Raw genomic sequence first — 26,056 nt, 5'->3', positions numbered from 1 at the left:
ATAACTGGTGCCAGCGTGGTGCCTGTCATTATTGTTCCATTCGATCACCGTGCCCACCGGGCGTTCGTTGCTTCGTTACCGTACCGACCGAACCGGGGAATTTCCAGGCAGTGCACTCCGTTGAGTTGCCCGCTCAGGGTTCGGCTTGCGGGCGCTCGCCCAGCGCGGTCGCGAGGCTAATCGCAGCCTTTGGCAGACGGTCCGCCGGCGTTTGGGCTGTTTAGGAGTTTGGGTCGCCGAGGCGCTCCATCCATGTCTCGGGGATATCTAAGTCAGTGAACCCGAACTTGGAATACAATCCGTGCGCATCGTTGGTCGATAGAGCGATTCGTCTCAGACCCATCAGCTCGAACTCTGCTACGATACCCGCAATGAGCACCACCCCGATGCCGCGGCCCCGTACCGTGGGGTCGACAATGACGTCGCACAGCCATGCAAAAGTCACTCCATCCGTGATGACCCGCGCGTAGGCGACCTGCCTGTTCGATGCAGTGTCGTAGACGCCGAAGTTGCGTGAGCCATCGATGGCTGCGTCCTGCCTCGATCGCGACCGCCCGGGCGCCCAATAGGACTGCTCACTTATCCAGCGATGCACCTGGTCACGGTCTATGTCGGCAACGTCGGCAGAGAACCGATAATTTAAATCCATCCCCTATCTAATCGGTCTTGGACGGACCGCGCTGAGACCATTCGCCGAGCACCACGAATCATGCCCAACCCCGGTGAGCTATCGAGCGGTCAAAGCGACCCCGGCGCCAGATCGTACGTAACCCATTTCGTCAAAGTGGCGGTCGAATCGTAGAGACGACGAGCGCGAGTATTGTCCTCAGCGGTGATCCAGCGAATGACTGAACTGCCTTCGCGATCGGCCAGCGCAGAGACCTCGCTCAGTAGCGCCCGCCCGACGCCGATACCGCGCGTGTTTGGGGACGTAAATAGATCGTCGAGGTAGAAACCCACGCTGCCAGTGGACGGACGGGCAAATCGTCGATAGTGCGCGAGCCCAACGAGGCGATCGTCCGAGATGGCAACGAAGGCATTGACTTCATGCGTATCGTCAGTGACCCAAAACCAGACACGTTCAACAACGTTGTCATCGGGAGAGAGCGCGTAGAAGGCTCGATACCCCCGATATAGCTCAGCCCACTCGTCGGAGTCTGCGGCCTGGACCGCGCGAACCAAGACCTTATCGTTTGTACTCATCAGCCCACCCTAACGGCTCTCGTTTCGTTCGATTCGTGACCGTCGAAACGGCCCGTAAGACGTTCCCGTATCGGGACGACTGTGGAGGTTCATGCCCTGGAACGGCCTTCAGTCCCAGGGCGGCGGGACCGAGGCGCCGCCGCGCAGCGCCACACGGAGGTTCAGATCGTCGCCGGCCTGGAGCTGGCGGCTGGTCAGCGGGTTGAGGAAGCCGAGGTCGTCGAGCGTGATGCCGAAGCGGTCGGCGATGTCGTTGAGCGTGTCGCCGGCGACCGCGCGGTAGGAGATGGGGGAACCATCGGCTGTGGCGGTGGCACCGCCAGCGCCGAACCGAGCGCCGGTATCGACGGCGAGCAGCCCGGGGCGGGTGTCCGGCACATCCCAAGTGATCGTGCCGACCGCCCGGGGAGTGAGCACGCAGCCATCAGGATCAGTCGTGCTCGGGGCGCTCGCGGTGATGACGGCGGTCAGATAGTAACTTGGGTCGCCCCGGGAGGAGTCACTGTCGCCCAGGCTCAGCCCGCGCTGATCGGCGTCCGTGGAGAGGTTGCCGAACGAGAAGTTGTACATGTCGGCCAGGCAGGTCGTGGTCTCCGACCAGGAACTGAGGAAGAGTTGCACGCCTCCGGGAACGTCCGAGTGGAAGTCCTCCAGTGCGACGTCGAACCCGCCGCCTCCCGCCGTGACCACGACGGTTCCGGAGACGGTGTCGTCCCCCGAGGCAGACGTGAGCTCGGCCGTGCCGATGACACCGTCGGGGATGACGACGTCGGCCGCCTCGTCGGTCGGGGCTGGCACATCCGTTTGGATCGCGGTGTCGACCGGTGGAGTCTCGGTTGTCGGAGGCGAGCAGGCCACCAGTCCGAGCACCAGAGCGATGCTCCCCAGAACGAATGTCGTCAGTCGTGGCATCAGGTCCCCTCCCCGCCGAGCCCAGTATGGCAGTCGGCCGCATCGCCAGTCCAGCCGCGGCCTCGACCAACGAAGTGGCTCGACGCACCGAACGCAATGAACCGTTCCGTTAGCGGTTCGGCTTACGGGCATCTCAGCGCAGACGTCGGCGATTCGGTCCCGCTGAGCGTCCGTCTTGCGGACGCACGCAATTCGACTTTCGTGCGCGAAGGTCGGGACAATGGCTTCATGCGCCTCTATCTCTCGTCATACCAGCTGGGCGACCATCCAGAGGCGTTCACGGGCCTGGTTCGTGCGCGTGGACGTGGGTGGGTCATCATGAACGCTTTCGACGGGGCTGAGCCCGAGATCCGGCGCCTAGAGACTGAACGTCAGGTTACGAATCTCGCGGACGTTGGGCTCGAAGCACGTGAGCTCGACCTTCGGGCGCACGACGCCGAGAGCCTTTCTGCGAAGTTTGGGCAGCCGGACTTCCTCTGGGTTCGGGGCGGCAACGTCTTCACGCTCCGGATGGCTCTGGCGCGATCGGGGGCCGACTCGATCATCGCGGATCGTCTCAGAGCTGACGAACTGGTCTACGCCGCCTTCAGTGCGGGGGTGTGCGTCCTGGCCCCGAGCCTGCTGGGCCTCGAAGAGTGCGACTCAACGGAGGACGCCTTGTCCATGTATGGAGCGGTCGAGTTTGACGGCCTCAGCATCCTAGATCGGCCCTTCGTGCCTCACCTTGAATCTCCGGAGCACCCGGAGAACGAGGCCCTAACCCGCGTGGCTGCTGCTTACGCTCAGGTGGGCAGGCCGTATTGGGCTCTTCGCGACGGCCAGGCGCTGGTGGTCGACGGCAGCAGCGTTGTGCTGATCTAAGCGATTCGCGTGCCGGATGACTCCGATGCCCCGATGAAGGTTCCCAAGTGACACGGCATGGGACTGCTGACGGTTTGGTTGCCGGGGTTGCAGCAGTGTGTCGAAGATCATGAATCGTCATGGGTGGGAGTTCCGCAATACGGAGCGCGCGCTCGAACCAGGAGCCGTTTTGCTTGGTGGGTGTGATCAGATGCTGACCGAAGCGACCTGGCAAAACCGGGTTGTCTTGGCCATTTCCTATTACAGCCGCATCGAACGCTTCCCGCAGAAACGGGAACGGTACCTGTCCGGTCGGCGGTACTCATCAAGCCCTTGACGTATCGGCGGTCTTTCGGTTGACTGATGTCATGTCAAGCAACGGCGCTCGGGTATCCGCGCGGCCGGTGGCGTTCTGCCTTCATGCCCTGGGCGCGAGCTCTGTCGAGTTCGCTCACCTTCGGGATGCCCTGGCTGGTGAGATCGAGGTAGTCGCCATCGATCTACCCGGGTTCGGTGACACGGCGTGGGTCGACGGGGCCTCGGTGGAGGAGACGGTCGAGTTCGTCATCCGCCGGATCCGTGCGCATGATTCTGCGCGATGGATGCTCGTCGGCCACAGCATGGGCGGAAAAATTGCCTCGATCATCGCCGCGCGAACTCTGTCTGGTCGGGCGCCCCTTTTCGGCCTCGCCGGCGTCGTGTTGCTGGCCGCATCTCCCGTGACGCCCGAGCCGATGGCAGAGGACCACCGCGAGTTGATGATCGGCTGGGCGTCAGAAAGCCACTCGGCTTCCGACGGCCACTTGAGCGACGAATCGGCGCGCGAGTTCGTCGACGCCAACATCGCCGAGCCACTCGCCGCGGCGGACATGGCAAGTGCGGTGTCGGGCGTGCGGCGCACGGACCCGCTAGCTTGGCGCGCCTGGTTGGAGAGGGGCAGTCGCGAAGACTGGTCTTCAGAAGTCGGAAAGCTGGCTGTGCCAGCTCTCATCATCTCGGGCGCCCAGGATGTGGAGCTGGGAGACCCCGCGCAGCGCCGCCTCAACGGGGCGACCTACCTGGCGGCGAAGTTCGTGACGATCGAGCATGCCGCCCATCTTCTGCCGATCGAGCGTCCTCAGGAGGTCGCCGCCGCGATCCTGACCTTCTGGCGTGACCATGCAGGGACGTCTCCGGGGGTTCCCCCGAGCACCGGCCGAGTCATCGCGTCGGAACGGACGAGCGAGCGAACCCGCGGCATCCTGTCCCGGCGGGCGCTGGCGGATGACCCTGGTTACCAACCCTTGGTCTTGTCGAGCCAGCAACTAGCGACACTGCGCGACATCGCCGAGCGACTTGTCCCGCAAGGCGATGACGCGATCGACCTCGCCGCTCGTGTCGACCAGCAGCTCGGTCGCGGAGGCGGCGACGGTTGGCGGAACGCGGCGTTGCCCGCCGACGTGGACGCCTATCGCCTCGGCCTCGACGCGCTGGTCGGATTTGGCATTCACACCCCCGAGCGACAGGGCGAGATGATCGCGCAGCTGATCGACGGCAGCTTCGTCGCCGAGGGCTCAACGCTGAACTCGAAGCAGCTGCAGCTCTGGTTCGAAGACGCCCGCGTGGATCTGGCTCGTCAGTGGATGGCGCACCCGGCGACCTTCTCACGCGTCAAGTACGACGGCTTCGGCAACGGCGGCGACGGCGTCCGCAAGCAGGGGTTCACCCTTCTCGAAGTCGGCCGCCGAGAAGCCTGGGAACCGAGCGGCGGCGGCACCGAATGAACCTGAGCGGCATGCGCGTGTTCGACCACGCCGACGAGGTCGACGTGATCGTGGTCGGGTCAGGGGCTGGCGGGGCTCCTCTGACCGCGTCCTTAGCGTCGGCCGGATTGAGAGTCGTGGTGCTGGAAGCCGGCCCGAACGTCGAACCCGGCGACCACACGCCTGACGAGACCGAGGCAGTCGACATCATCTGGATGGATGAGCGGCTCAGCGGAGGCGAAACACCGACCGCTTTCGGGCCCAACAACAGCGGCCGCGGTGTCGGCGGTTCGACGTTGCATTGGGGTGCCTTTACGCCGCGCCCCGACGCGCGTGACATGTCGTTCCGACGCGAGACGGGTCAGGGTCTCGACTGGCCGATCTCCCCATCCGAGCTCATGCCCTATGTCGCCCGCGTCGAGCAGTACCTCGGTATTTCCGGGCCGTCCAACTATCCCTGGGACCCTGATCGGCGCTACGCCCTGCCGCCGGTTGCGCGCAACGCCTCGTCGGAGATGATGATGCGTGGATGCGAGGCGCTCGGCATCCACGCGACCGATGCGCCCGCCGCTGTCATCAGCCAGGACTGGCAGCAGGAGGGATTCGGACTGCGCCAGGCTTGCGTCAACTGCGGCGCCTGCCACCAAGGATGCCGCAACGGCGCGAAAGTGTCGATGGATACCAGTTACCTCCCGGCGGCTTTGTCACGCGGGGCCGAGATCCGCGCTGATTCGACAGTGCACACCGTCGAAACGGACAAATCCGGCGCCGTCACCGCCGTGATTTATCGACGTGGTGGCGTCGACCACCGCCAACGCTGCGCGATGTTGGTGCTCAGCGCCGGCGGGATCGAGACTCCGCGGCTGCTGCTGCACAACGCACTCGCAAACAGCACCGGCCAGGTCGGCCGAAATTTCATGGCCCATGGTGGCGTGCAGGTCTGGGGACGATTCGACCAGTTGATGCGGTCGTATCGCGGCTATCCGTCGTCGATCATCTCGGAAGACATGGTGCGCCCGCCTGACGCCACTTTCGTGGGCGGCTACCTGATGCAGAGCCTCGGGATGATGCCGTTGACCTTCGCGACGACGCTGATCCGGGGCAGCTCACTGTGGGGTCCGGAACTTACCGAGGCACTCGAGCAGTACCCGTATATGGCCGGCCTGGGGATCAACGCGGAATGCCTGCCCTCCGACTCAAATCGGCTCACCCTGTCCGACGAGGTCGACGAGCTCGGCGTGCCCAAGGCGCACGTAAGCTTCACTGCGGGCGAGAACGAGAAGGCGATCGAGGCTCACGCGGTCACGACGATGACCAACATCGTGTCAGCGGCGGGTGGCAGCGACATCCTGGTTCTGCCGCGATCTGCTCACACCCTCGGGACCTGCCGGCTGGGCGAGACGGCCGACGTCGGCGTAGTTGACGCTGACGGTCGGAGCTTCGATATCCCTAATCTCTGGATCAGCGACACCTCGGTGTTCCCGAGCTCGCTGACCGCGAACCCGGGCCTCACGATGATGGCACTTTCGCTCCGCACCGCGGATGCCATCCTCAGTGCAGCGTGGTAAATCACCGCATGCTCGCCATGAAAGCCCGCACCGACGGCTATGTCGATCTGCGGGATTATGCCGCGATCGGGGACGGCAGGACGGTCGCGCTCATCGCCCGGGACGGCAGCGTCGACTGGTTACCCATTCCCGATATGGACTCCACCCCAGTCTTCGCCCGGTTGCTGGATGCCGAAGACGGCGGTCAGATCGAACTCGCGCCGACCGAGCCGTATACCGTGCGACGCAGCTACCTCAGCGGGACGAACGTGCTTCGGACGACATTCACCACGGAGTCCGGGGTCGCACGCGTCACGGACGCGCTAGTCACGGGCCTCGCCGGACGCCTGCCATGGGTTGAGTTAGCGCGTCGCGTCGAGGGGATCCGGGGCGCCGTGAAGTTCCACTGGAAGGTCGCGCCGGGCACCCGTTTCAGCTCGTCGTCGCCGTGGGTCGAAGACGGCCCCCTCGGCAAGATCCTGCGAATCGACACGGTCAACCTCACCGTGCAAGGCATCCAGCACGGGCCACGCGGCGGCGGCGATCGCACGATAGCGGGCGGATTCACGACATCGAAGGGGTCGCGACACCTCCTTGTCGTCGCGGGAACATCGGATAGCCCGCTTCCCATTCCGGTTGGAAAACATACGGATGCCGCCATCGACCGCTCCATCAGCACGTGGCGCGCCTGGTCGAAGGAGTTCAGCTACGACGGCCCCTGGGCTCTCCACGTGCACCGCAGCGCGCTCGCACTGAAGCTCCTTATGTACGCCTCGACCGGTTCAATCGCTGCGGCGCCGACGACCTCGCTGCCCGAGAGCCTGCGCGGGGGCAAGAATTGGGACTACCGCTACGCGTGGGTGCGTGATCTCGCCTATACCGTCCACTCGTTGGTGCGGTTCGGTCTGCGAGAGGAGACGCATTCGGCGGTGGACTGGCTACTCCGGACGCTCAAGAATCACGGTCCCGAACTGCAGATCCTCTACACACTCAGCGGTGAGCTCCCGGGGGACGTCACCACGCACCAGGTACCCGGATGGCGAGGGATCGGCCCGGTGGTCTCGGGAAATCGGGCGACCGATCAGGTGCAGCTCAGCGTCTACGGCGACCTCTTTGACGTGATTCGCATCTACGTCACCGCCGGCAACGTGCTGGACGGAGAAACGGGCCTGCTGCTGGAATCCCTCGCCGAACACACCGCTGGAGCCTGGCGACAGGAAGACGCGGGGATGTGGGAGCTCGAGGAGCAGCACCACAACACCTCCTCCAAGATGGGCTGCTGGCAAGCGCTAGATGCTGCGGCCCAGCTGTGCGAGGCCGGCCACATGCCCGGCGATGCGAAGCGATGGCGAGCCGAATGTGACGAGATCCGAACTTGGATCGATGGGCACTGTTGGTCCGAGGCGCTCCAAGCCTACGTCGCCCACGCCGGGGACGAGAGCCTGGACGCCTCGGTACTGCTGCACGCTACGAGCGGCTTCGACCGCGGGCCCCGCATGTCGTCGACCATCGACGCCATCCGGAACGAGTTGGGCAGTGGTCCGCTGCTCTATCGCTACAGTGGAGCCGATCAGGAGGAGGGAGCCTTCGTCGCCTGCTCCTTCTGGATGGCGAGTGCATTGGCTTGCGTAGGTCGCCACAACGAGGCCACGGTGCTCATGGACGAACTCGTCCAGCTCTCGAACGACGTGGGTCTTTTCGCCGAGATGATCGAGCCGAGCGATCACTCGTTCCTCGGCAATCTGCCCCAGGGCCTCAGCCACATCGGACTCATTAACGCAGCCATCACCATCGAAGAGCTCTCGGGTGCCGACGGTGCATCCCGCTCGGCAAGGAGACAGAAATGACAGAGCCCACCGCAACACCCGCCCCCGCGAAGCCAGACCAGTACACCTTCGGCGATCCGCGCACCCGCTACCCCGTCATCAGCCCACCCGTTCAGCAGCAAGACGAGCCCGGTATCCAGTCGCAGATGACGCCGGTGCCCGACCTCGGCGAGGCGACGTACCGCGGAACCGGCCGACTCACCGGCCGGCGTGCCTTGATCACGGGAGCAGACTCGGGCATCGGTGGCGCAGTGGCTATCGCCTTCGCCCGCGAGGGAGCCGATATCACGATGTCGTACCGCCCAGAAGAGGAGTCGGATGCGCGTCACATTGCCGACGTCATCAAGCGGGCCGGTCGGACCGCGACGTTGGTGCCGGGCGATCTCACTGACCCGGCCTACTGCCGAGCGCTCGTCGACACGGCGGTGAGCGCCATGGGCGGACTCGACGCGGTCGTCAACGTCGCCGGCAAGCAGGTGTGGCAACCCACGCTCGCGGAGATCAGCGATGAGCAGTTCGAGCAGACCTATGCGACGAACGTCTTTGCACTCTTCTGGATCGTTAAGGCGGCCGTGCCTCACCTCGAACCCGGTTCGACGATCATCAACACCGCGTCGCTCGAGGCTTACACCCCCTCACCGGATCGATTGGACTACGCGAGTACCAAAGGCGCAATCAACAATCTCTCTAAGGGGCTGGCCCAGCAGCTTATCCCGCACGGCATCCGAGTCAATGTCGTCGCACCGGGGCCGACCTGGACCGCGTTGCAGGTCACGCGCGGCGTGGACCCGGAGACGCTTCCCGAGTTCGGATCCAGCGAGACGTCGATGGGACGAGCCGCGCAACCGGCCGAGCTGGCACCGGCATACGTGTTTCTCGCCTCCGCGGAATCCAGCTTCGTCGTCGGGGAGACCCTCAACGTGAACGGTGGGATGAACACGCCCTAAGAGCAGCCGCCGGCCAAATGGCCGAAGCTTGTTCCGTTGTACGGCGACCGGTTTTTCCGGCTGATCCCACCGGACCTTCCGCACCCGTGTTTTCGGTGTATCAGACCGACGTGATTATCTACGGCGATGATCTGCTCGACTACGTCCAGCACGAATTCGGCAGCCAGAATATGGCTTCCTCCCGGCTCAACGCGCATAGTCTCGAGCCTTGGACACTTTTCGCCTTCGACATGGACCTGGAGTAGTCGACGATGAGATTCGTACGTCCCGCTAACCGTTCAGTTACCGGGAACCTTGAGACCTTAGGCACCGCCCAGCTCGCCCATCGCAGTCCGAATCGTGTAGTGAGGTGTCTCGTAACCTCAGTGTGTCGCAACACATGGGTTGCGAGATATCCATTGTCGTTGAACGCCTCTTCCCCCAAATCAACCGAATACTCAAGATCAACCAGCTTGAGACCATCACCGACGACGTCATCGAAGCCGCCGCCAGCATCCTCGTTATCGGGAATTAGCGACACAGTGCGATCACAGAACGCCGCCAAAGAGCGCCGAAGTCCACAGCGTAGATGTGCGCCGCGTTTGCTCACATGAGGCGGCGTCTTCGCCGCACGGAAACGTTCGTTGGCAACAAGCAGTTTCTGAAGTCGATGTGTGAGCAAGACCAATTCAGTGGGCAAGGGGCGTGCTGGCGATTGAGAGGATACTGCCGGCGACGATGCCGAGAATAAGTACGGATGCTGCTCCCGTGACGGCGGAGCCAGCTGCCCAGCGGCGTCGCACACGTGCTGCGGCAGCGGCCGGTGACGCAGTCGACGGGGAAAGCGGAAGTGCAACAATGCGGGAGAACATTGGTGCCAGCCAGCGCAGGTAATAGAACAGGCTCGCCACGCTATTGATCACGGCGATGACCGCGAGCCAGGCTAGGCCTCCGTCCCAGGCGGCGGCGAGCGTGGTGAGTTTGCCGATGAACACGATGGTTGGGGGTGTTCCGACGAGGCCGAGCAGGCTCACGATGAGGGCGCCGGCGAGCCAGGGGTGGGTCCTGGCAGCCCCGCGATAGTCGGTGAGGGTGCGGCGAGTGGGAAGTGCGGCTACCACCGCGAAGGCGGTGAGGTTGGTGGCGGCGTAGCCTGCGAGATAGAGGAGCAGCGATGGCAGGGCGAGGTCCGTGCGCCCGGCGACCGCGACCGGCAACATGAGGTAGCCGACCTGACTGACGGTCGACCACCCGAGCAGCCGGCGAACGTCGTCTTGCCAGAATGCGGCGAGGTTTCCCAGCGTCATGCTTGCGGCGGCGAGAAATCCGACCAACAGTGGCCAGTCGATGCTTGCCGGGATGATGTCGAGCAGCCGGTAGGCCGCAACGAGAGCGCCGACCTTCGGAACGGTGGTGAGGAAGGCTGCGACAGCCTTTCCGGCCGCCTGCGTCGCGTCCGGAATCCAGAAGTGTCCCGGCACACCGCCAGCCTTGAACATCAGGCCCCCGAGCACCCCGACGACCCCGACGGCCACGGCGGCAGCCGAAGCATCGACCAGAGCGGCCCCCAGCTGGCGATAGGAGGTCCCTCCGCCGACTCCGAACAGCACGCTGACGCCCAGCATCATCATGATTCCGAGCAAGGCTCCGAGCAGATACGTTTTCATCGCCGCCTCGGCGGCACCAGGAGAACGACTCATTCCGATCAGGGCATATAGCGGGATCGAGGTGAGTAGGTATCCGGTTACGAGGATGAGGAGGTCGCTCGCGCCGCACAGGAGCATGGCGCCGAGGGCGGCGAGCAGCAGCAGGGCATAGGTCTCGCTTTCCCGGCGCGCACCACTGAGCTCCTCGATTCCGAGCACGATAACGAAAATCGTTGCTAGGGCAATGATGATTCGACCGAAACCGGAGCCGATGTCCACGGCGAAGCTCGCTTCGAAGATCGTCGTCGACGGCTGCATCATCCCGACTGCCGCCGCGACCACACTCGCCATCAGCGCCAAGATGGCGATCCACCGGGTCGCGACTTGGCGGTTCCGGGGGAGGAACGACCCGGCGAGGAGCGCGACGATCGCCCCGGCGAGAACGAAAACTTCTGGAAAAAGAGAGAGAGTGTCCAGTGCTACGTTCACGAGCAGCTACCGGCTGACCAGGTTGACGACGACGGATGCTGCGGGTTCGATGATGTCGAGTAGGAATCGCGGGAACACCCCGATGACTACCGAGAGAACCAGCAGCGAGCCGATGGAGAGTGTCTCGTTTGAGTTCAGGTCGTTAAACCCGGTGGATAACCCGCGCGTTTTGCCGGTGAGCAGGCGCTGTGACGCGAGGAGAAACAGTGCCGCGGTGATGAGGATGCCGGGGAGTGCGAGCAGGCTCAGCGCTACGGTTCCAATACTGCCGGCGAAAATCTGGAATTCGGCGATGAATCCGCTGAAGCCGGGCAGTCCGAGGGACGCGAATGCGGCGACGGCGAAGAATGCCGCGTACCGGGGTGCCGGTGCCGCGAGCCCGCCGAAAGCGTTGAGATCGTAGCTCTGCCGTCGTTCGTACAGCACGCCGGCGAGGAGGAAAAGCGCGCTGGTGATCAGTCCGTGGCTGACCATCTGCACGACAGCACCGGTGACGGCGAGCTGTTGCGCCTGGGCGGAGCTGTCGCTGACGACGCCAGCGGCACCGACGGCCAGAACGATGTAGCCCATGTGGTTGACCGACGTGTAGGCAATCATCCGTTTAACGTCGGTCTGGGCCAGGGCAACGAGGGCGCCATAGAGCACCGACACGATGCCGACGACGACGATAATCCAGGCCCAGGATCGCCACGCGTCGGGAAGCAGGGGCATGGCGATGCGCACGAAACCGTAGGTGCCCATTTTCAGCAGCACGCCGGCCAGCACGGCAGAGCCGATGGCGGGGGCATCGGTGTGAGCCGGGGGTAGCCAGGTGTGGAACGGAAACGTGGGTGTCTTTATCGCGAGGCCAATGAGGATGGCGGCCAGTACGAAACCCCCCGCAACGGGGTTTTTCTGGAAGGGGGGAGACTGGGCGAGCTCGACCATATCGAAGGTGTGCGGGTCGGCGCCGAGGTACAAGCCGATGAAACCGAGCAGCAGGGCCAGGGACCCAAGGAACGTGTACAGGAAGAACTTCAGCGCCGAGCGCGCGGCGTTACCATGGCCCCAACCGGCGATGACGAAGTACATGCCGACGAGTGACAGGTCGAAGAAGACGAAGAACAAGATCAGGTCCTGCGCGGCGAACACGCCGAGGCAGGCTGATTGGAGAAACAGGAAGAGAGCGGCCTGCGGCCTGGGTCGGTCGTTCTCCCTGAGGGCATAGAGCGCGCAGGCGGCGAAGATCACGGCGGTGAGAGTGAGCAACGGCAGGGACAGGCCGTCCACTCCGAGGTGGTAACTACTGCCCACACTCGGCATCCACTGCAGCTGTTCCTCGTATGCGAGGTCACCCGGTTCCCGGCTGTCAAAGCCGATCCACATTCCCACCAGTAGCGCCAGATCGGCAAGCGCGATCCCCAGCCAGACCCACCGGGCGACCCGGTCCGGAACCTGGGGCACGACAACGAGGATCACCGCGGCCAGTACCGGCAGGAAGACGACAAGACTGAGCATGGGCTACCTCACAACGGGAAGAACAAGGAGAAGGATGACGGCGACAGCGAGAACGACGGTGATTTGCGCGTAATACTGATGCAGGAGGCCCGTTTGCGGACGCCGGGCGATCATGCCGAACCGGCGCGCGGTACTGGCGATAGCCGTAACTGCCGCATCCACACCGTCGGTGTCTGCCCGGGCAGCAGCGGAAGCGGTGACGATACTGCCGCGCGCCGCCGCAGTCACTGCCGCATCGAGCCCGTGGTCATCGAACCAGCCGAGTCGACGGGCGCCGCGCAGCGCTGTACGCGCCGCTGTGTGGATTCCGCGATCAAGCACCGCGTCATCGAAATGGGCGAGTCGTTGGCTCACAAGAAGCACCGGGTCAACGACCACGACCCGGGTCGCCCGCTCGAGCCCCAACCAGTTCGCGGCCCAGGAAGGCTGAGGCGTCCGCTTCCAGGCCACCAGACCGAGCACGAGCAGTGCCAGCACGGCCGAGCCGACTAGCTCGAGTGGGCCGGGCCGCGGATCTGATTCTGCTCCGAGCACACCCCGTACCCAGTCGCCGACCGGCGGCAGGGCGAGCACCCCCAAGAGTGCCGCGCCCGCCGCCAGGACGGTAAGCGGCACCCGTTCCCAGGCGCCAATGTGCCGCGTGCCGCTCTGCTCGGTGTCGTACTCGTCGCGGGCATTTGTCAGCGGGTGGCTCCAGACGATGATGAGTGCCTTGCCCGTATATGCCGCGGCGAGTGCGGCGGCGGCCAAACCAACAACATAAAGGGCCGGGCTGGTTTCCAAGGCACCAGCCAGGAGCTGATCCTTCGTCGCCCACAGGGCCAGAGGGGCTATTCCGGCCAGGGACAGGCCGCCGACGGCGAACGTCACCCCGACCAGCGGCCAGCGGCGAGCGGCGCCCCGGAGTGCTGGCAGTTGCTTGGTGCCAAGCGCCGCGAGCCAGGCGCCGGCTGCGAGGAACAGGAGCGCTTTCGTTGAAGCGTGAGCGATGAGGTGGGTCGTCCCGCCCGCCACCGACCCGACGCCGGCAGCCAGCACCACGAAACCGAGCTGCGCTGCAGTGGATGCCGCCAGGAGCTGTTTCAGGTCCTGTTGGGCGACGGCGACCGCGCCCAGCAGCAGAGCGGTCAGGGCCCCCACCCACGCTGTGGTCGTCGCAGCCCAACCGGTGACCTCCAGCAGCGGAGCGAGTCGCAGCAGGAGGTAGCCGCCCATCGCCACCATCGCCGCCGAATGCAGGAGGGCGCTGACCGGGCTTGGGCCTTCCATCGCCCGGGAGAGCCAGAAGCTGAAGGGCAGTTGGGCTGCCTTGCCGAATGCGGCCATCAGAATTCCCGCGGCGATGATGTGACGCCAGGGAGAGGGAGCCGCAGTCAGGTCAGCGAGTCCCAACCCGGCGCCGCCCGCCAAGGCGGCTCCGGCCGCAAGGTAGAGGCCGAGGTCGCCGAACCTGGTCGTGATGAACGCGGTCAGTCCGGCACCGACCCGGTTGTCCTCCCGCCAGCGGAAGCCAATCAGCGCGTAAGACATGGCGCCCATGATCTCCCAAGCGAACAACAGAGTGGGCAATGTCGTGGCGGTCGCCGTCACCGCAACGGCCGCCGCAAAGATGAGCATCAGCCCGTGGAAGCGCGCCGGCGATTCCGTTCCCTCAGCGGCTGCAAAGACCAGAACCATGAGGGTGATAACCGCGACCGTCGGCACAATCACTGCCGACAGCCCGTCGACGGCGAGTCCGAACCGGGCTCCGGCCACGAATGGGACTTCGACTGACGGGCGGACGGAAGCTACGACGAACGCCATCGCGACGGTGAGACCGGCGGTGCCAAGCGACACCGGAACGGCGGCCAGGTTTGCTCGCCGCCCCGTGACGCAGAGCGCGATTCCCGCAAGAGCGGGCAGACTGACCAGAAGCCACAGCGCCGTAACGCCCAATGCGCTTACTGCTGCGGCGCTCATCCGGCGAGGTCCGTTGCCGAGTCGGTCATGTCTGATCCCCGGGAACGATGCAGGAGAGTGGCAACGGCGAACCCCATCGCCATTTCCACGGTCATCGCCGCGATCACCACGAGCAGGAGCACCTGCCCGTCCGGGACCGGTGTCAAAAACCACCAGAAAGCGGCGACCGCGAGGATAACGCCGTTGAGCATGAGTTCCAGCCCCATCATCACCATGACGACGACTTGCTGGGAGAGAGCGCCGTAGAGCCCGACGCAGAACAGTGCCGCGGCAGCGATCAGGACGAGCTGCAGGGTCATCGCCCCAACCCTCCCTGCTGTGGGTCGTCAGGGGTGGGACGATCCAGATTGTCGCCCCACCGGTCGTAGCGGCCCCTAGGGCTTGCGAGCACGAGGGCAGCGACGATCGTGGCGAACAGAATCGGACTCACGGTAAGCATCACGAGCATCTTGGATCCCATGATTGCCTCGCCGAGGGATGCGGTCAGGTCGGCGGCCGGCGAACCGTTGCGTGCCGGCCAAGGTATGAGCAGTGCGCCACCGGCCAGCAGGAGGAAGGTGCCAACGGCGAGGATCGCCGACCATCGTTTGTTATGCACCATGCTCATTGGCATGAGAGCAGGGTTCATCCCCATGAACATGATCATGTAGATCGCCATGATGGCCATCTCCATCACCATCATGAGAATCGTGATGACGCCGATGTAATCGAGATCAAACATCAGCAACATCACGCCGACGGCGACGAAGGACACAGCCAGGGCGTAGGTTGCCCGCGCCATGGAGTCGACGCGGAAGACGGCGATTCCCGAGGCGAGCGCGATGACCGCCAGTGCCGAGAAAACAATGATCGACAGCATCCTCAGCCCCTCACCGCGACGACGATGGAGACAACGAGCGTCTGCAGCAGTACCGCCGGCAGCACGATTATCCAGGCGACTTCAGCGAGGCGTTCGGGACGCACAGCTGGCATACGATGCCGCAGGGTGACGAACGCCGCAAGCAACAGCAGGGTTTTCACCAGCGTCCACAGCCAGCCGGGCAATAGCGGTCCGGCCCCACCGCCGAGAAAGAGGGCAACGGCGAAAGCCGCGCCTGTCGTGAGCAGGGTGTAGCGTCCGGCGAAAATCAGCAGGCGGTCCACGCCGGATACCTCGGTCAGGATCCCGCCAGCGATGTCTCCGCTCGCGGATGTCGCAAACGGTCCCCAGTTGGAAAAGGCGACGACACTCAGGCAGAAGACGACGAAGGCGATGGGCATCCAGACGATGAACCACAGATTCTGTTGCGCGGCAACTACATCGCTCACGCGCAGGCTATGCGCGGCGACGGCGGGGGTCACCAGTGCGAACATCAGTGGCAACTCATAGGAGACGGCCTGAGCGAGAAATCGGTAGCCGCCCACCAGCGAGTGGGCGCTGTTGGCACCCCAGCCGATCAGCCACATGAGTGCCCACACGAAGACGTCCATCGTGTTGAACCAGACGACCCCGACCGGTATATCGGCCAAAACCCACGGACCCACCGGGATCACCGCCGTCTTCAGCACCGCGATCACCACGAGGCCGGCGCAACCAATGCGCCAGAGCAGAACATCAGCCGCGACGGTCGTGCGACGTCGCTGCCGCATCAGACGGGCGATCTCGAACACCGGGATGGCCACTCCAGAACGGAAAGACCGGCCCTCGGCCCGGGCAACGAGGATCCCATTGAGCGCGGCTCCAGCCAGGGCAAGCAGGCCGAGCACGACCGGAGCAAGCAGCGCCCAGGCAGGATTCACCTCGACGATGTCACTCATGTTGCGTCACTCATGTGCGCGGCTTCGGAATCTAGGTGACGGGGCCGTCTCGATTGTCAGAGCGGCAATGATGAGCCGCGCGGTTGCGACATCCGCGCCGTTGAGCAGTCGCGGAATCTCGCTCAGCAGGCTGCGCTGCAACGCCAGGGCGTCCTGCAGCTCGTACCCTCCTTCAGCCGTGTCGTCTCGGGCAATGCGTCGCGCCTCGTCGAGCCAGCCGACAAGGCGGCCGCGCACCGTCTCGGATCCGCTCTGACCCATCCCGTCATCCGCGTGGGCGAGTGCGTCGCCGACCGTGATACCTTTCAGCGTCCAGCGCAGAGTCCAGGAACGACCAACGCTCTGCGCCAGCTTGTCGAGGTCGGCTGCAGCGTCGACCAGTGCTGTGCCCGACGCCACGGCGTCGCGAATCCTTCGTGCGCGGTCTGCCGCGAACGACCATCCGGCCAGAGCGAGCACCTGCACCGCGGCATCAGAACGACGGATGACCGCCAGCCGTCGCTCGTCGTCCGCCGACCGGCGGCTCTCGCCTCCAACGGGGCCGTCACCGTGTGGTTGCGCAGCCGCGGGCAAAACCTCTGCTTCAGCGCTCACGATCACATCACCCTGGAGCACGCAGCGCACGACGAGCCCGGCTGGCCAGTGGGGGAGCGCCGGGCCGAGAGGCACATGAAGCACATCCATTTCGAGGCCGTCGCGATCGGGTGCGCCGTTCGCCAGAGGAATCCCTCCCGGCATGGGCATGTCCATGTCCATATCCATATCCATGTTGTGCTCGGTCGGTTCGTCGGCGCTATCGTGCGCGGAAGCATCACGTGGTTCCGACGGCTGGCGCGAGCGGATGCGCGCATCGCTGTGCTGTCTGCCTTCATCGAGGAGCTCTTCCGCGGCCCGCTCCAGAGTCGCGGCAACATCGCTTGCGGTGATCACCGCTTTTCGCACCCGTGGACCGGGAAGCTGTGACCAGAGGCGGTCGCACACAGACGCGAGTTCCTCTCCCGGCGCCCCACAGACCAGCAGAACGTCGGCATCCGCTGGGGATGTTGCCGGCACCCAGCCCCGACGGGCTAGCTCCGCCTCCACGCGCATCCGGGTCTCACCCCAGCCGGGAACTTCGAGCACGAGCACGTGCACTCTGCGGGTGGCGTGTCTCGCCAGGCTGCTTCTTAAACCCACCGCAGCGCCCCCTCTCGCCAGGCCCAGACGACACCGACCATGAGCACACCGAGAAAGACAAACATCTCCACGACGGCGCCGATTCCGTCTTGTGCCACGACCAAAGCCCATGGATACATGAAGAGCATCTCCACGTCAAAGGCGAGAAAGAGCAGGGTCAGTGGATACCACCTGGCGTGGTACCGGGACAGGGCATGTTCCTCCGGCGCCCAGCCGGAGAGAAACGGCAATCGTTCAAGTGGGTCTGGGGCCACGGCGGTACACCGCGCCAGACGGTACAGGCCGCCCACCGTCAGCAGCGCAACTGCGAGAAGAACGGCAATGCTGACGTAGGTGGACACGCGCCTCTCTCTCACCGCTCCTCGGCCTCATGGTCTTTTTAGATCGATGCGTTCTCCAACCTAGTCCGAGTGAGCCGACGTTAATGAATGGACATCGGGAATGTATATCCATTGATCGTTTCATAGACCATCTCGAAGAGGAGGTTTCAAATGAGGCAAAAGAACGGCTCTCCTGACGTATCCGTGGGTCCGTTGGGAGCGCCTTAACGGCCGCACGCCGCTCTCCGCCTAGGTTTCTAACTGTCAAGGGTAAGAAACTCGGGAAAGGAAGAAGCGGCGTGCGAACTCTAAGAATATGGCGAACCCTTCTCGGTGTCGAGAAGACGTTCGTCGACGACATTGATCTTGACCTGGTGAGCAGGATTCTGATCGCGTCGGTGCGTCCGATGGCGTCGAAGCGGAACCGGTGCGGCTCCTGCCAGAAGCGCAGCCCACGCTGCGACCATCGGTGATGGGAGACGACGCTGGCGTGGTTTGGATGTGGGCTCGATTCAAGCTCACCTCGAAGCTGACGCGCCCCGAGTGTCCTGCTGCATCCACGGCGTGACGGTCGCCGCCGTGCCGTGAGCCCGGCATCAAAGTGGCCACACCCTGTTCTTCGACGACCAGGTCGGTTGGCTGGCCACGCAAACATCGAAGACCGCCATCACCGTGCTGATTCGCATCGCGTGGCGCACCGTCGGCGCGATCATCACCCGGATCGGCATCGACGAGATCAGCTACAAGCGCGGCCACCAGTATTTGACCTGCGTCGTCGACCACGATTCCGGCCGACTCGTCTGGGCCGTACCGGGCCAGGACAAAGCCACCCTCGCGACATTTTTCGACGCGTTAGGGCCCGAGCGGTCGGCGCAGATCACGCATGTTTCTGCCGACGGTGCTACCTGGATCGCCAGTGTTGTCAAGGACAAGGTCCCCAACGCCATCCGCTGCGCCGACCCGTTCCACGTCGTGAAATGGGCCACCTATGCCCTCGACGAAGTCCGCCGAACCGCGTGGAACGATGCCCGCGAAGCCGCCCGCCACAACGATGCCCGCCGCACCCGCGGCCGGCCCGCCGCCGACGCTCCAGCCCGACCGGACAGCGCCCGAGCCGTCGGCATCAAAAACTGCCGATACGCCCTAGAACCCGGAAAACCTGACCGAGAAGCAACAAGCCAAGCTCACTTGGATCGTGCAGACAGATCCACGTCTGGCACGCGCTTACTACCTGAAGGAAGGCCTCCGCATGATCTTCAAACTGCCTCTCGACGAGGCGACCGAAGCCCTCGACAAATGGGTCAGCTGGGTCCGCCGCTGCCACATCCCTTCGTTCGTGAAACTGCAGAAGAACATCGTCAAGCACCGCACCGCGATCCTGGTATCCATCGAGCACGGACTCTCCAACGGACGCGTCGAATCCATGAACACCAAGATCCGCCTCATGACCCGCATCGCCTTCGGCTTCAAATCACCCGAGGCCCTCATCGCCCTCACGATGCTCAGCCTCGGCGGGCATAAACCAGTGCTTCCCGGCCGAATTTAACCCACGGAAGAGTCAGGAGAGCCAAAAAAACCACGGAAAAACTTTTTATCGCTCACTGCGGCTCCTTGACCGGGTGGACCCTTAGTCATATCTTTTAATTATGGCTCCATCCGTCAGTACCGCACTATGTCGGTGCTGCGTTGACGAGTTATTGAGAGTGAGCTTTCCTACTGACTCCAGGAAGAACAACCGTGCTGCCATCGCTCAGCGAAGACGCCCGGGTCGTCGGGTCGATAGACCGAGATTCTCGACTGCTTGTCCAAGGCGAGCTCTGGCAGCATCGACGAAAGACTCCCGATGCGCAGACCTCTCTTCTGGACACTTCCCTACAATTCTCACTCTCACAATTGATTGAAAGGATGTAATTTATGACGTCTACAGAACGTAACCAGCTCGTCCGGCTACAGGACACTAATAAGACCATCGCCGCGACGGAATCCGACATCCGGGGGCATCGAGTTCTCGACAAAGACGGCAACAATCTCGGGAAAGTGGACGTTCTGCTGATCGACGAGCGGGAAGAGAAAGTGCGATTCTTCGAAGTCGCTACAGGCGGTTTCCTGAGTATTGGTAAAAGTAAGTCCTTCATCCCAGTCGACGCGATCACCCATATCGATGATAAAGACGTCCACCTGAACCTACTGTCCGACACCGTGGCCGGATCTCCGCCCTATGATCCCGATCTCGTTGAAAACAGTGTCTTTTTTCTTGACACCTACGGTTACTACGGGTTTTTACCCTATTGGGGAATGGGTTATGTCTACCCGCCTTACCCGTACTACGCTGAGGGACACTAAGTATCGTTTGCATTCGCTCGTGCGTAATTCTTATGTAATAATTTAACCAGGAGAAGTCGTTAAAAACGACTTGTTGACACCGGTGCGGACATGGTGAAAGTGCGCCCAATTATTGAGCTACCCATGCGTCGGGCGTTTGAATTGGCCGCGATAGTTGGTGGGGTGATCTACTCCCGTCACTGGGTGGTTGTTAGTAGCGCACGGCGGCCTGCGTGTGGCTGAACTTGCTCGTCGACCGGCGCCGACCGTGCGAGGTGGCGATAATCACTTCGGCAAAGTTTGTCGAATATGAACGCATGCTCGTGGCGACCTTGAACAAGGCGCCTCTCGCCCAGACGGCCTTAAGCGCGAGCGCCGAACTGCAATGCCACAAGATGCTCCGCCCAGAGATCTTCAACGTGGAGACTTCGATCGGACCTGAGCTTGAATGGATCAAGACCTTGGCCAAAATAGGCTCAGAACGCAATGTGGCGGATCTCTTTCCGACCGAATATCTTCAACGCGACCTTCGACACCGCCTCTGGGATCCCGTGGTCGTAGAGCGATCCTTTTGGAAGGCCTTTGGCAATCGTTACGAGGTGTTCGTAATGTTTGTTTCCCAGCCCGTCCACGACCCACAGAATTTTCGTGCCGGTGGCCACGGGAGTTATGGTCCCTGTTATCGTCGCGGCCCAACGGTTCTTCATCATCTCCCTTGGTACGTCGATGACAATGGAGCCTGAGGTCGCGGAGGCCACGCTGAAATCTGTCTTCTCGACGGCGGCGCTTAACAGGGGCAACGCCGCCTCTAGGGAGCTGAGGAAAGTCCAGTGGACCGTCCGGATGATTGTAGCCATAGGCCAAATTCTAGGAGCAGACGCATCGAGCATCAGAGCCCGCACCGTCGCAGTTGGACAGCTTATAGGTTCCCCTTTCTGTCACATTCAATAAATCGTCGGTGGTTTACGTGGCGCAGAATAAATTACGGGATGAGTGACATTTTAGAGACAGATGTGATCACGCGGCATCGTGTCACGTAATCGAACGTATAGATGGCACGGGTCAGTATGCTCGTCGGGTACATGCGCGTGTCGAAGGCCGACGCGTCGCAGAGCACCCATCTTCAACGAGACGCGCTCATGGCTGCCAGCGTAGAGCCCGTCAATCTCTACGAGGATCAGGCGTTAGGCAAGAAGGACGATCGTCCGCAGCTGGCGGCCTGCCTGAAAGCTCTCCGCGAGGGGGACACATACCTGGTCTGGAAGCTCGACCGTCTCGGCCGAGATCTACGCCACCTCATCAATACGGTGCATGACTTCACCGACCGCGGAATCGGCCTTAGAGTGCTCACGGCGAGGGCGCCGCGATCGACACTATGACTGCATCCGGGAAGCTCGTCTTCGGTATCTTCGCGGCTCTCGCGGAGTTCGAGCGGGCGGTCATCTGCGAACGTACCGTCGCTGGGCTGGCTGCAGCGCGAGCACGGGGGAGGACGGGCGGGCGTCTGTCCAAAGTGACGCCGGCCAAGGTCCGCCTAGCTATGGCTGCGATGGGGCAATGGAAAACCAAAGTGGACGACCTTTGCAAAGAACTGAGTGTCACCCGGCAGACGCTGAACCGCCATGTCTCCCCGGGGGGAGGTGCGACCTGACGGCGCGAAGCTTTCTCCAGATAGCGCAAATTGTGACCTATCTGAAAAAAGAGCAGACTGATAATGGCTAGCGCGACATTGCGCCGCGGGCTGAAGGGGTAGATGCAATGAAAGTAACCGCTGCTGTCGCTCTCGCCAAGGGCGAGCCACTTGTGATTCAGGAGCTCATTCTCGATGCGCCTCGCGCCACCGAGGTTCAGGTGCGTATGGTCGCTACGGGGGTCTGCCACACCGACGCCATCGTGCGCGATCAGCTGTATCCCACCCCGCTGCCCGCAGTGCTCGGCCATGAGGGTGCCGGGATCGTTGAGGCTATCGGGGAGGGCGTGACGAGCGTCGAAGTCGGCGACCACGTGCTTCTTAGCTTTTCCAGTTGTGGGGTGTGTTCTTCCTGCGTCTCTGGGCATCCCTCGTACTGCATCCATCTCTACGACCTTGACTTTAGTGGCGCCCGTCCCGATGGATCGACCGCGGTCACCACTGACGACGGCACACCCATTTCCTCTCACTTCTTTGGTCAGTCGTCGTTTGCTTCGATTAGTAACGTCGCCGAGCGCAGCGTCGTGAAGATTTCCAAGGATGCACCGTTGGAGCTTATGGGTCCGCTCGGTTGCGGCATTCAGACCGGCGCGGGCGCTGTGCTCAACGTTCTCCGGCCGGAAGCCGGCAGCAGCATCGCCATCTTCGGATCCGGAGCGGTGGGGATGTCCGGTCTTCTCGCCGCCGTCGTTGTTAACGCCACGACGATCATCGCCGTCGACATCGTCGACAGCCGGCTCGAGTTCGCCAAGACGCTGGGCGCCACCCACACCATTAACAGCAAGAACGAGGACGCCGTCGCGCGGATCCGTGAAATCACCGGTGGCGGGGTGAACTACGCGCTCGACACGACGGGCAACAAATTTGTCTTCGCCCAGATGACCAAATCCCTCGGTGTCCTTGGACATGGTGCCCTCGTCGGCGCGGCGGCACCAGGCACCGAATCACCGATTGACATCGGCAGTCTACTGCTGACCGGGCTGAAGATCAGCATGGTGATCGAGGGCGATTCCGTGCCGCAAACTTTCATACCCCAGCTGATCTCGCTTTACGAAGCTGGGGTGTTCCCGTTCGACAAGCTCGTCAAGAAGTATGACTTCGCTGACATCAACGAGGCCTTTGCTGATAGCGAGAGCGGCGTGACGCTCAAGCCAGTCGTTATCTTCTAGATCTGCGTGCGATGCCTGTCCTGCTCATTCGCGGCAGGCGACATAGGCTAGTGGCCGTTTCGCGCGGCGGCTTTGGGCCGCGCCGGTCACTTTCCTGCTTCGGCTATCAGACCTGAACGCCGTCCATCGTGAAGGCACCACCGATGAGTGGGCAGTTGGTGTCCACGGTGCGGAGTAACCCGTGCGCGGGAATCCTTTCGAGGGAGCCATCTGGGTTTTTAGCGTTCGCGTCAATGGGGGACTGAGCTAAGCGGGCGAGAGGGACCGCACTCGCGAGTGCAGTCCCTCCCGCCCGCTCGTCCATGTGGCTTTGTCGCGCCCGGGTTTGGTGAAGGCTCGGTTAGACCCGTCCATGTCGGTCCGATCCGCGAGACGATCGCAAGTGTCAGGAAAAGCTATGGCCTCCTCGACGCCATGTAGCGCTCAGACAACGCAGAGCGTCAGTGGATCCTTCACGCTGAAACCGTTCGGGAGCTCCGTCACGCCCCGAAACGGTTACTCGATCCGCAGACTCAAGTGAAGAGGCTCACGCCACCTGGACCAACCAACAGTCCCACGACGATGAGCACAATACCCCAGAGAATCTGGCGTCGAAATAGCGCGAAAATGCCTGCAATTACGAGGATTACCGCAATGATCCAGAGAATTGTTGCCATGGTGCTGCTCCATTTCATTCAGCGCCGACGGGCCATACGCCCACAGCGGTCTTCGATCTGTTGAAGCTAACGTATCCCCTGCTTGGTCTCTGACCACTGTGTTTATCCAGCATGTCGTGGAGGTGAGACTCTGTCATCATCTGTTAGCGGCCATGCGAACCGACCAAGAGAACCCGAGCACGGTCACGTCCCGCTGAGGGGATGCAGCGGGTGTGTCTCGTTAACGGTGTTTCCGGCGTTTTTCATTAGTAGGTTTCTGCGTTCGGCCAGCGGTCGTGGAAGGTGATGGCGAAGGCGTTGAGAGCGGGCTTCCACCGCATCGTCCAACGAGCTCGGCCCTCACCGGTGGGATCGAGACTTCGCGTGACCAGATACAAGCATTTTAGAGCGGCCTGCTCGGTGGGGAAATGCCCTCGAGCACGCACCGCCCGCCGGTACCGGGCATTGAGTGACTCGATCGCATTCGTGGAGCAGATCACCTGGCGGATCTCGGGATAGTAGGACAGGAACGGGGTGAACTCTTCCCACGCCGACTCCAACAACCGGATGATCGCACCGTATTTCTTCCCCCAGACCTCGGTCAGATCATCCAATGCTGCCCGTGCGGCGTCGACGGTCGGAGCGGTGTAGATCGGTTTCACCGCTCGTTTCATCGCATCCCAATCCTTCTTCGAGGACAGCTTGAACGTGTTCCGAATGAGGTGAATGATGCACGTCTGCACCGTCGTCAACGGCCATACGTTCCCGACGACGTCGGGCAGCCCCTTCAACCCGTCACAGACCAGGAAGAACGTGTCGGTCACACCACGATTTTTGATGTCGGTCAGGACAGACATCCAGAATTTAGCGCCCTCACCGCCGGTGCCGGCCCACAACCCGAGAATGTCTTTATCGCCGTCCAGGGTTACGCCGATGGCCGCGTAGATGGGCCGGTTGGCGACCTGCCCGTCCCGAATCTTCACGACGATCGCGTCGATGAAGATCGCCGCGTAGATGCGGCAGTTTCTACTGGTCGTTGCGAATCCCGAGCAGGGAGAAACCAATGGTCAGATTTGCACCGAACAAGATGCCGGCAGCGGTTAAGCGTCGTTACTTCGTATTGATTCGACAGGGCCTGTCGGGGTCTGAGGCGGCCCGACAGGTCGGAGTGTCGCTCAGTTGCGGATCGTTGTGGTTCATCGATGCTGGCAGTATGACTGTCGTCGAACGCGTCCCCATTAGTTCCCGCTATTTCTCTCAGGACGATCGAATCGAAATCGGAGACGGCCTCGCCGCAGGCGAGGCCGTGAAAGGGATCGCTGTCCGGATTGGGAAAAGCTTCCAGAGCGTCTATCGAGAGATTGCACGCAACCGCAAGGCCGACGGCACCTACCAGCCGTGGTTCGCTCATAACCACGCCCATTTGCAGCGCAAGCGGCCGAAGATCCGCGTCTTCGAGGAGGTCCCAGCTCTTCGAAGCATCGTCGCGGTGAAACTTGCGAAACGATGGTCGCCGGGCCAGATCAGCAGATGGCTGAGACGACGCTATCCGAACAAACTAACCTGGCACGTCTGTCCTGAGACGATCTACGACGGTGTGTACCGCGGGCTGATCGTCGTGGCGACGCCGGCGAGCCTGCGCACGGGACGCACGTACCGGCACCGTCGCGGGCGCGGCAGATCCAAAGACGGTTCACTGAAGCAGTCGACCGTAATGTGCTCCATCCACGAACGCCCAGCACACGTCGAATCCCGGCTCCAAGCCGGGCATTGGGAAGGAGACCTCATTTTGGGCTCCAGTAACGGCTCAGCAATTGTCACGCTCGTGGAACGCAAGACTCGCTTGACGATCCTCGTCTTCCTCCAGAGCGACCACAGCGCACAAACCGTCGGTGACGCACTCATCGGTGCGTTCTCGAGCCTGCCGTCGTCGCTCCGGCGCACGCTGACATGGGATCAAGGTAACGAAATGTTCCATCACAAGCGCATCGAGACGAAGACTGGGCTTCGTATTTACTTTGCCGATCCGCACTCGCCGTGGCAGCGAGGGACTAATGAAAACACCAATGGGCTCCTGCGCCAATATTTCCCGAAGGGGACTGACCTCAGCCAGTGGGACCAAGATCACCTCAACGCTGTGGCCGACGAACTTAACGGTCGACCCAGAGCCTGCCTCAAAGACCGCACACCCCATCAGGCCATGAGACGATTAGGACACAGAACTAAGGCACACACGATTCGCAACGACCAGTAGAAACTGCCCGCCGTTCAAGGGGCGGGACTGCCACGTTTGCATCTCCTCGATCACCTTGTCCGTGATGCGAGAGATCGTCTCTTTCGAGACCTGCGCACCGTAGATC

General features: G+C 62.7%; 22 protein-coding genes and 5 pseudogenes. 12 read left to right on the top strand and 15 right to left on the bottom strand.

The window, feature by feature from the left end; all coding sequences use genetic code 11:
• Positions 1-220 precede the first annotated feature (220 nt).
• The 3 genes from E3T41_RS16365 to E3T41_RS16355 form a co-directional block, all read right to left on the bottom strand.
• Positions 221-649 carry a GNAT family N-acetyltransferase gene (locus E3T41_RS16365; protein ID WP_134479403.1) on the bottom strand — a complete coding sequence of 143 codons (429 nt, stop codon included), beginning with the start codon at positions 647-649 and terminating at the stop codon, positions 221-223.
• 89 nt (positions 650-738) lie between these two features.
• Positions 739-1,203: a GNAT family N-acetyltransferase gene (locus E3T41_RS16360; RefSeq protein ID WP_104131423.1), complete on the bottom strand. Its 465-nt coding sequence runs from the start codon at positions 1,201-1,203 to the stop codon at positions 739-741.
• A 108-nt stretch (positions 1,204-1,311) separates the two neighbouring features.
• A complete protein-coding gene (locus tag E3T41_RS16355) occupies positions 1,312-2,115 on the bottom strand; it encodes a LysM domain-containing protein (RefSeq protein WP_166791602.1) in 804 nt (267 codons plus the stop codon).
• Positions 2,116-2,343: 228 nt separating this feature from the next.
• Here E3T41_RS16355 and E3T41_RS16350 point away from each other — a divergent pair, with 228 nt between their 5' ends.
• From E3T41_RS16350 to E3T41_RS16325, 7 genes and pseudogenes are all read left to right on the top strand, one after another.
• Complete coding sequence (locus tag E3T41_RS16350) at positions 2,344-2,976, top strand: Type 1 glutamine amidotransferase-like domain-containing protein (protein WP_158251527.1); 633 nt, start codon at positions 2,344-2,346, stop codon at positions 2,974-2,976.
• 347 nt (positions 2,977-3,323) lie between these two features.
• On the top strand, positions 3,324-4,718 hold the full coding sequence (locus E3T41_RS16345; protein ID WP_104131421.1) for an alpha/beta hydrolase: 1,395 nt from the start codon (positions 3,324-3,326) through the stop codon (positions 4,716-4,718).
• A complete protein-coding gene (locus E3T41_RS16340) occupies positions 4,715-6,265 on the top strand; it encodes a GMC family oxidoreductase (RefSeq protein ID WP_104131420.1) in 1,551 nt (516 codons plus the stop codon). Before E3T41_RS16345 ends, E3T41_RS16340 begins: the two co-directional genes overlap by 4 nt.
• 8 nt (positions 6,266-6,273) lie before the next feature.
• Entirely contained in the window at positions 6,274-8,091 is a 1,818-nt protein-coding gene (locus E3T41_RS16335) for a glycoside hydrolase family 15 protein (protein ID WP_241991217.1), read from the top strand.
• The gene (locus tag E3T41_RS16330; protein ID WP_104131419.1) at positions 8,088-9,017 is read left to right on the top strand and encodes an SDR family oxidoreductase; all 930 of its coding nucleotides are present in this window, start codon (positions 8,088-8,090) and stop codon (positions 9,015-9,017) included. The genes E3T41_RS16335 and E3T41_RS16330 overlap by 4 nt, the downstream gene beginning before the upstream one ends.
• Before the next feature lie 86 nt (positions 9,018-9,103).
• Positions 9,104-9,262 carry a hypothetical protein gene (locus E3T41_RS18055; RefSeq protein WP_158251526.1) on the top strand — a complete coding sequence of 53 codons (159 nt, stop codon included), beginning with the start codon at positions 9,104-9,106 and terminating at the stop codon, positions 9,260-9,262.
• A 155-nt stretch (positions 9,263-9,417) separates the two neighbouring features.
• Positions 9,418-9,531 (top strand): annotated as a pseudogene (locus tag E3T41_RS16325) (ATP-binding protein); the annotation flags it as partial.
• Positions 9,532-9,685: 154 nt separating this feature from the next.
• Here the strand turns inward: E3T41_RS16325 and E3T41_RS16320 are convergent.
• From E3T41_RS16320 to E3T41_RS16285, 8 genes are read right to left on the bottom strand one after another with little or no spacing between them, the layout of a single operon-like run.
• Complete coding sequence (locus E3T41_RS16320) at positions 9,686-11,131, bottom strand: NADH-quinone oxidoreductase subunit N (RefSeq protein ID WP_233194812.1); 1,446 nt, start codon at positions 11,129-11,131, stop codon at positions 9,686-9,688.
• Positions 11,132-11,137: 6 nt separating this feature from the next.
• Positions 11,138-12,628, bottom strand: a complete 1,491-nt coding sequence (locus E3T41_RS16315) for a NuoM family protein (protein WP_134479401.1) — start codon at positions 12,626-12,628, stop codon at positions 11,138-11,140.
• Between the two features lie 3 nt (positions 12,629-12,631).
• Positions 12,632-14,587, bottom strand: coding sequence for a proton-conducting transporter membrane subunit (locus E3T41_RS16310; protein ID WP_134479400.1), 1,956 nt, complete (start codon positions 14,585-14,587; stop codon positions 12,632-12,634).
• On the bottom strand, positions 14,584-14,886 hold the full coding sequence (gene nuoK / locus E3T41_RS16305; RefSeq protein WP_104131416.1) for an NADH-quinone oxidoreductase subunit NuoK: 303 nt from the start codon (positions 14,884-14,886) through the stop codon (positions 14,584-14,586). The genes E3T41_RS16310 and nuoK overlap by 4 nt, the downstream gene beginning before the upstream one ends.
• Positions 14,883-15,446, bottom strand: a complete 564-nt coding sequence (locus tag E3T41_RS16300; protein ID WP_134479399.1) for an NADH-quinone oxidoreductase subunit J — start codon at positions 15,444-15,446, stop codon at positions 14,883-14,885. Before E3T41_RS16300 ends, nuoK begins: the two co-directional genes overlap by 4 nt.
• 2 nt (positions 15,447-15,448) lie before the next feature.
• Positions 15,449-16,384 carry a complex I subunit 1 family protein gene (locus tag E3T41_RS16295; protein WP_134479398.1) on the bottom strand — a complete coding sequence of 312 codons (936 nt, stop codon included), beginning with the start codon at positions 16,382-16,384 and terminating at the stop codon, positions 15,449-15,451.
• Between the two features lie 6 nt (positions 16,385-16,390).
• A complete protein-coding gene (locus E3T41_RS16290; protein ID WP_134479397.1) occupies positions 16,391-17,506 on the bottom strand; it encodes a hypothetical protein in 1,116 nt (371 codons plus the stop codon).
• 44 nt (positions 17,507-17,550) lie between these two features.
• A complete protein-coding gene (locus E3T41_RS16285) occupies positions 17,551-17,901 on the bottom strand; it encodes an NADH-quinone oxidoreductase subunit A (RefSeq protein WP_233194811.1) in 351 nt (116 codons plus the stop codon).
• Between the two features lie 278 nt (positions 17,902-18,179).
• Here E3T41_RS16285 and E3T41_RS16280 point away from each other — a divergent pair.
• Positions 18,180-19,426 (top strand): annotated as a pseudogene (locus tag E3T41_RS16280) (ISL3 family transposase).
• A 368-nt stretch (positions 19,427-19,794) separates the two neighbouring features.
• The gene (locus E3T41_RS16275; RefSeq protein WP_104131412.1) at positions 19,795-20,223 is read left to right on the top strand and encodes a PRC-barrel domain-containing protein; all 429 of its coding nucleotides are present in this window, start codon (positions 19,795-19,797) and stop codon (positions 20,221-20,223) included.
• A 455-nt stretch (positions 20,224-20,678) separates the two neighbouring features.
• Here the strand turns inward: E3T41_RS16275 and E3T41_RS16270 are convergent, their stop codons facing one another.
• Positions 20,679-21,059, bottom strand: coding sequence for a hypothetical protein (locus tag E3T41_RS16270; RefSeq protein ID WP_104131411.1), 381 nt, complete (start codon positions 21,057-21,059; stop codon positions 20,679-20,681).
• A 210-nt stretch (positions 21,060-21,269) separates the two neighbouring features.
• Between E3T41_RS16270 and E3T41_RS16265 the strand changes: the two are divergent.
• A pseudogene (locus E3T41_RS16265) lies at positions 21,270-21,914 on the top strand (recombinase family protein).
• A gap of 46 nt (positions 21,915-21,960) precedes the next feature.
• Positions 21,961-23,061 carry an NAD(P)-dependent alcohol dehydrogenase gene (locus tag E3T41_RS16260; protein ID WP_134479396.1) on the top strand — a complete coding sequence of 367 codons (1,101 nt, stop codon included), beginning with the start codon at positions 21,961-21,963 and terminating at the stop codon, positions 23,059-23,061.
• A gap of 512 nt (positions 23,062-23,573) precedes the next feature.
• Here the strand turns inward: E3T41_RS16260 and E3T41_RS18050 are convergent.
• Both E3T41_RS18050 and E3T41_RS16255 read right to left on the bottom strand, forming a co-directional pair.
• A complete protein-coding gene (locus tag E3T41_RS18050) occupies positions 23,574-23,717 on the bottom strand; it encodes a GPGG-motif small membrane protein (protein WP_166786221.1) in 144 nt (47 codons plus the stop codon).
• 245 nt (positions 23,718-23,962) lie between these two features.
• Positions 23,963-24,712: pseudogene (locus E3T41_RS16255) on the bottom strand (IS256 family transposase); the annotation flags it as partial.
• Positions 24,713-24,759: 47 nt separating this feature from the next.
• Here E3T41_RS16255 and E3T41_RS16250 point away from each other — a divergent pair.
• Positions 24,760-25,950 (top strand): IS30 family transposase, encoded by a 1,191-nt coding sequence (locus tag E3T41_RS16250; protein WP_134479404.1) that lies wholly within the window; start codon positions 24,760-24,762, stop codon positions 25,948-25,950.
• Between the two features lie 12 nt (positions 25,951-25,962).
• On the opposite strand, the pseudogene E3T41_RS16245 reads toward E3T41_RS16250, so the two are convergent.
• Positions 25,963-26,056: pseudogene (locus E3T41_RS16245) on the bottom strand (transposase); the annotation flags it as partial.

Origin of the sequence: Cryobacterium sp. Hh38 (assembly GCF_004403235.1) — a bacterium.
GTDB classification, from domain to species: domain Bacteria; phylum Actinomycetota; class Actinomycetes; order Actinomycetales; family Microbacteriaceae; genus Cryobacterium; species Cryobacterium levicorallinum.
The sequence above is the reverse complement of the archived record's forward strand: the minus strand, read 5'-3'. Positions and strand labels throughout refer to the sequence as shown.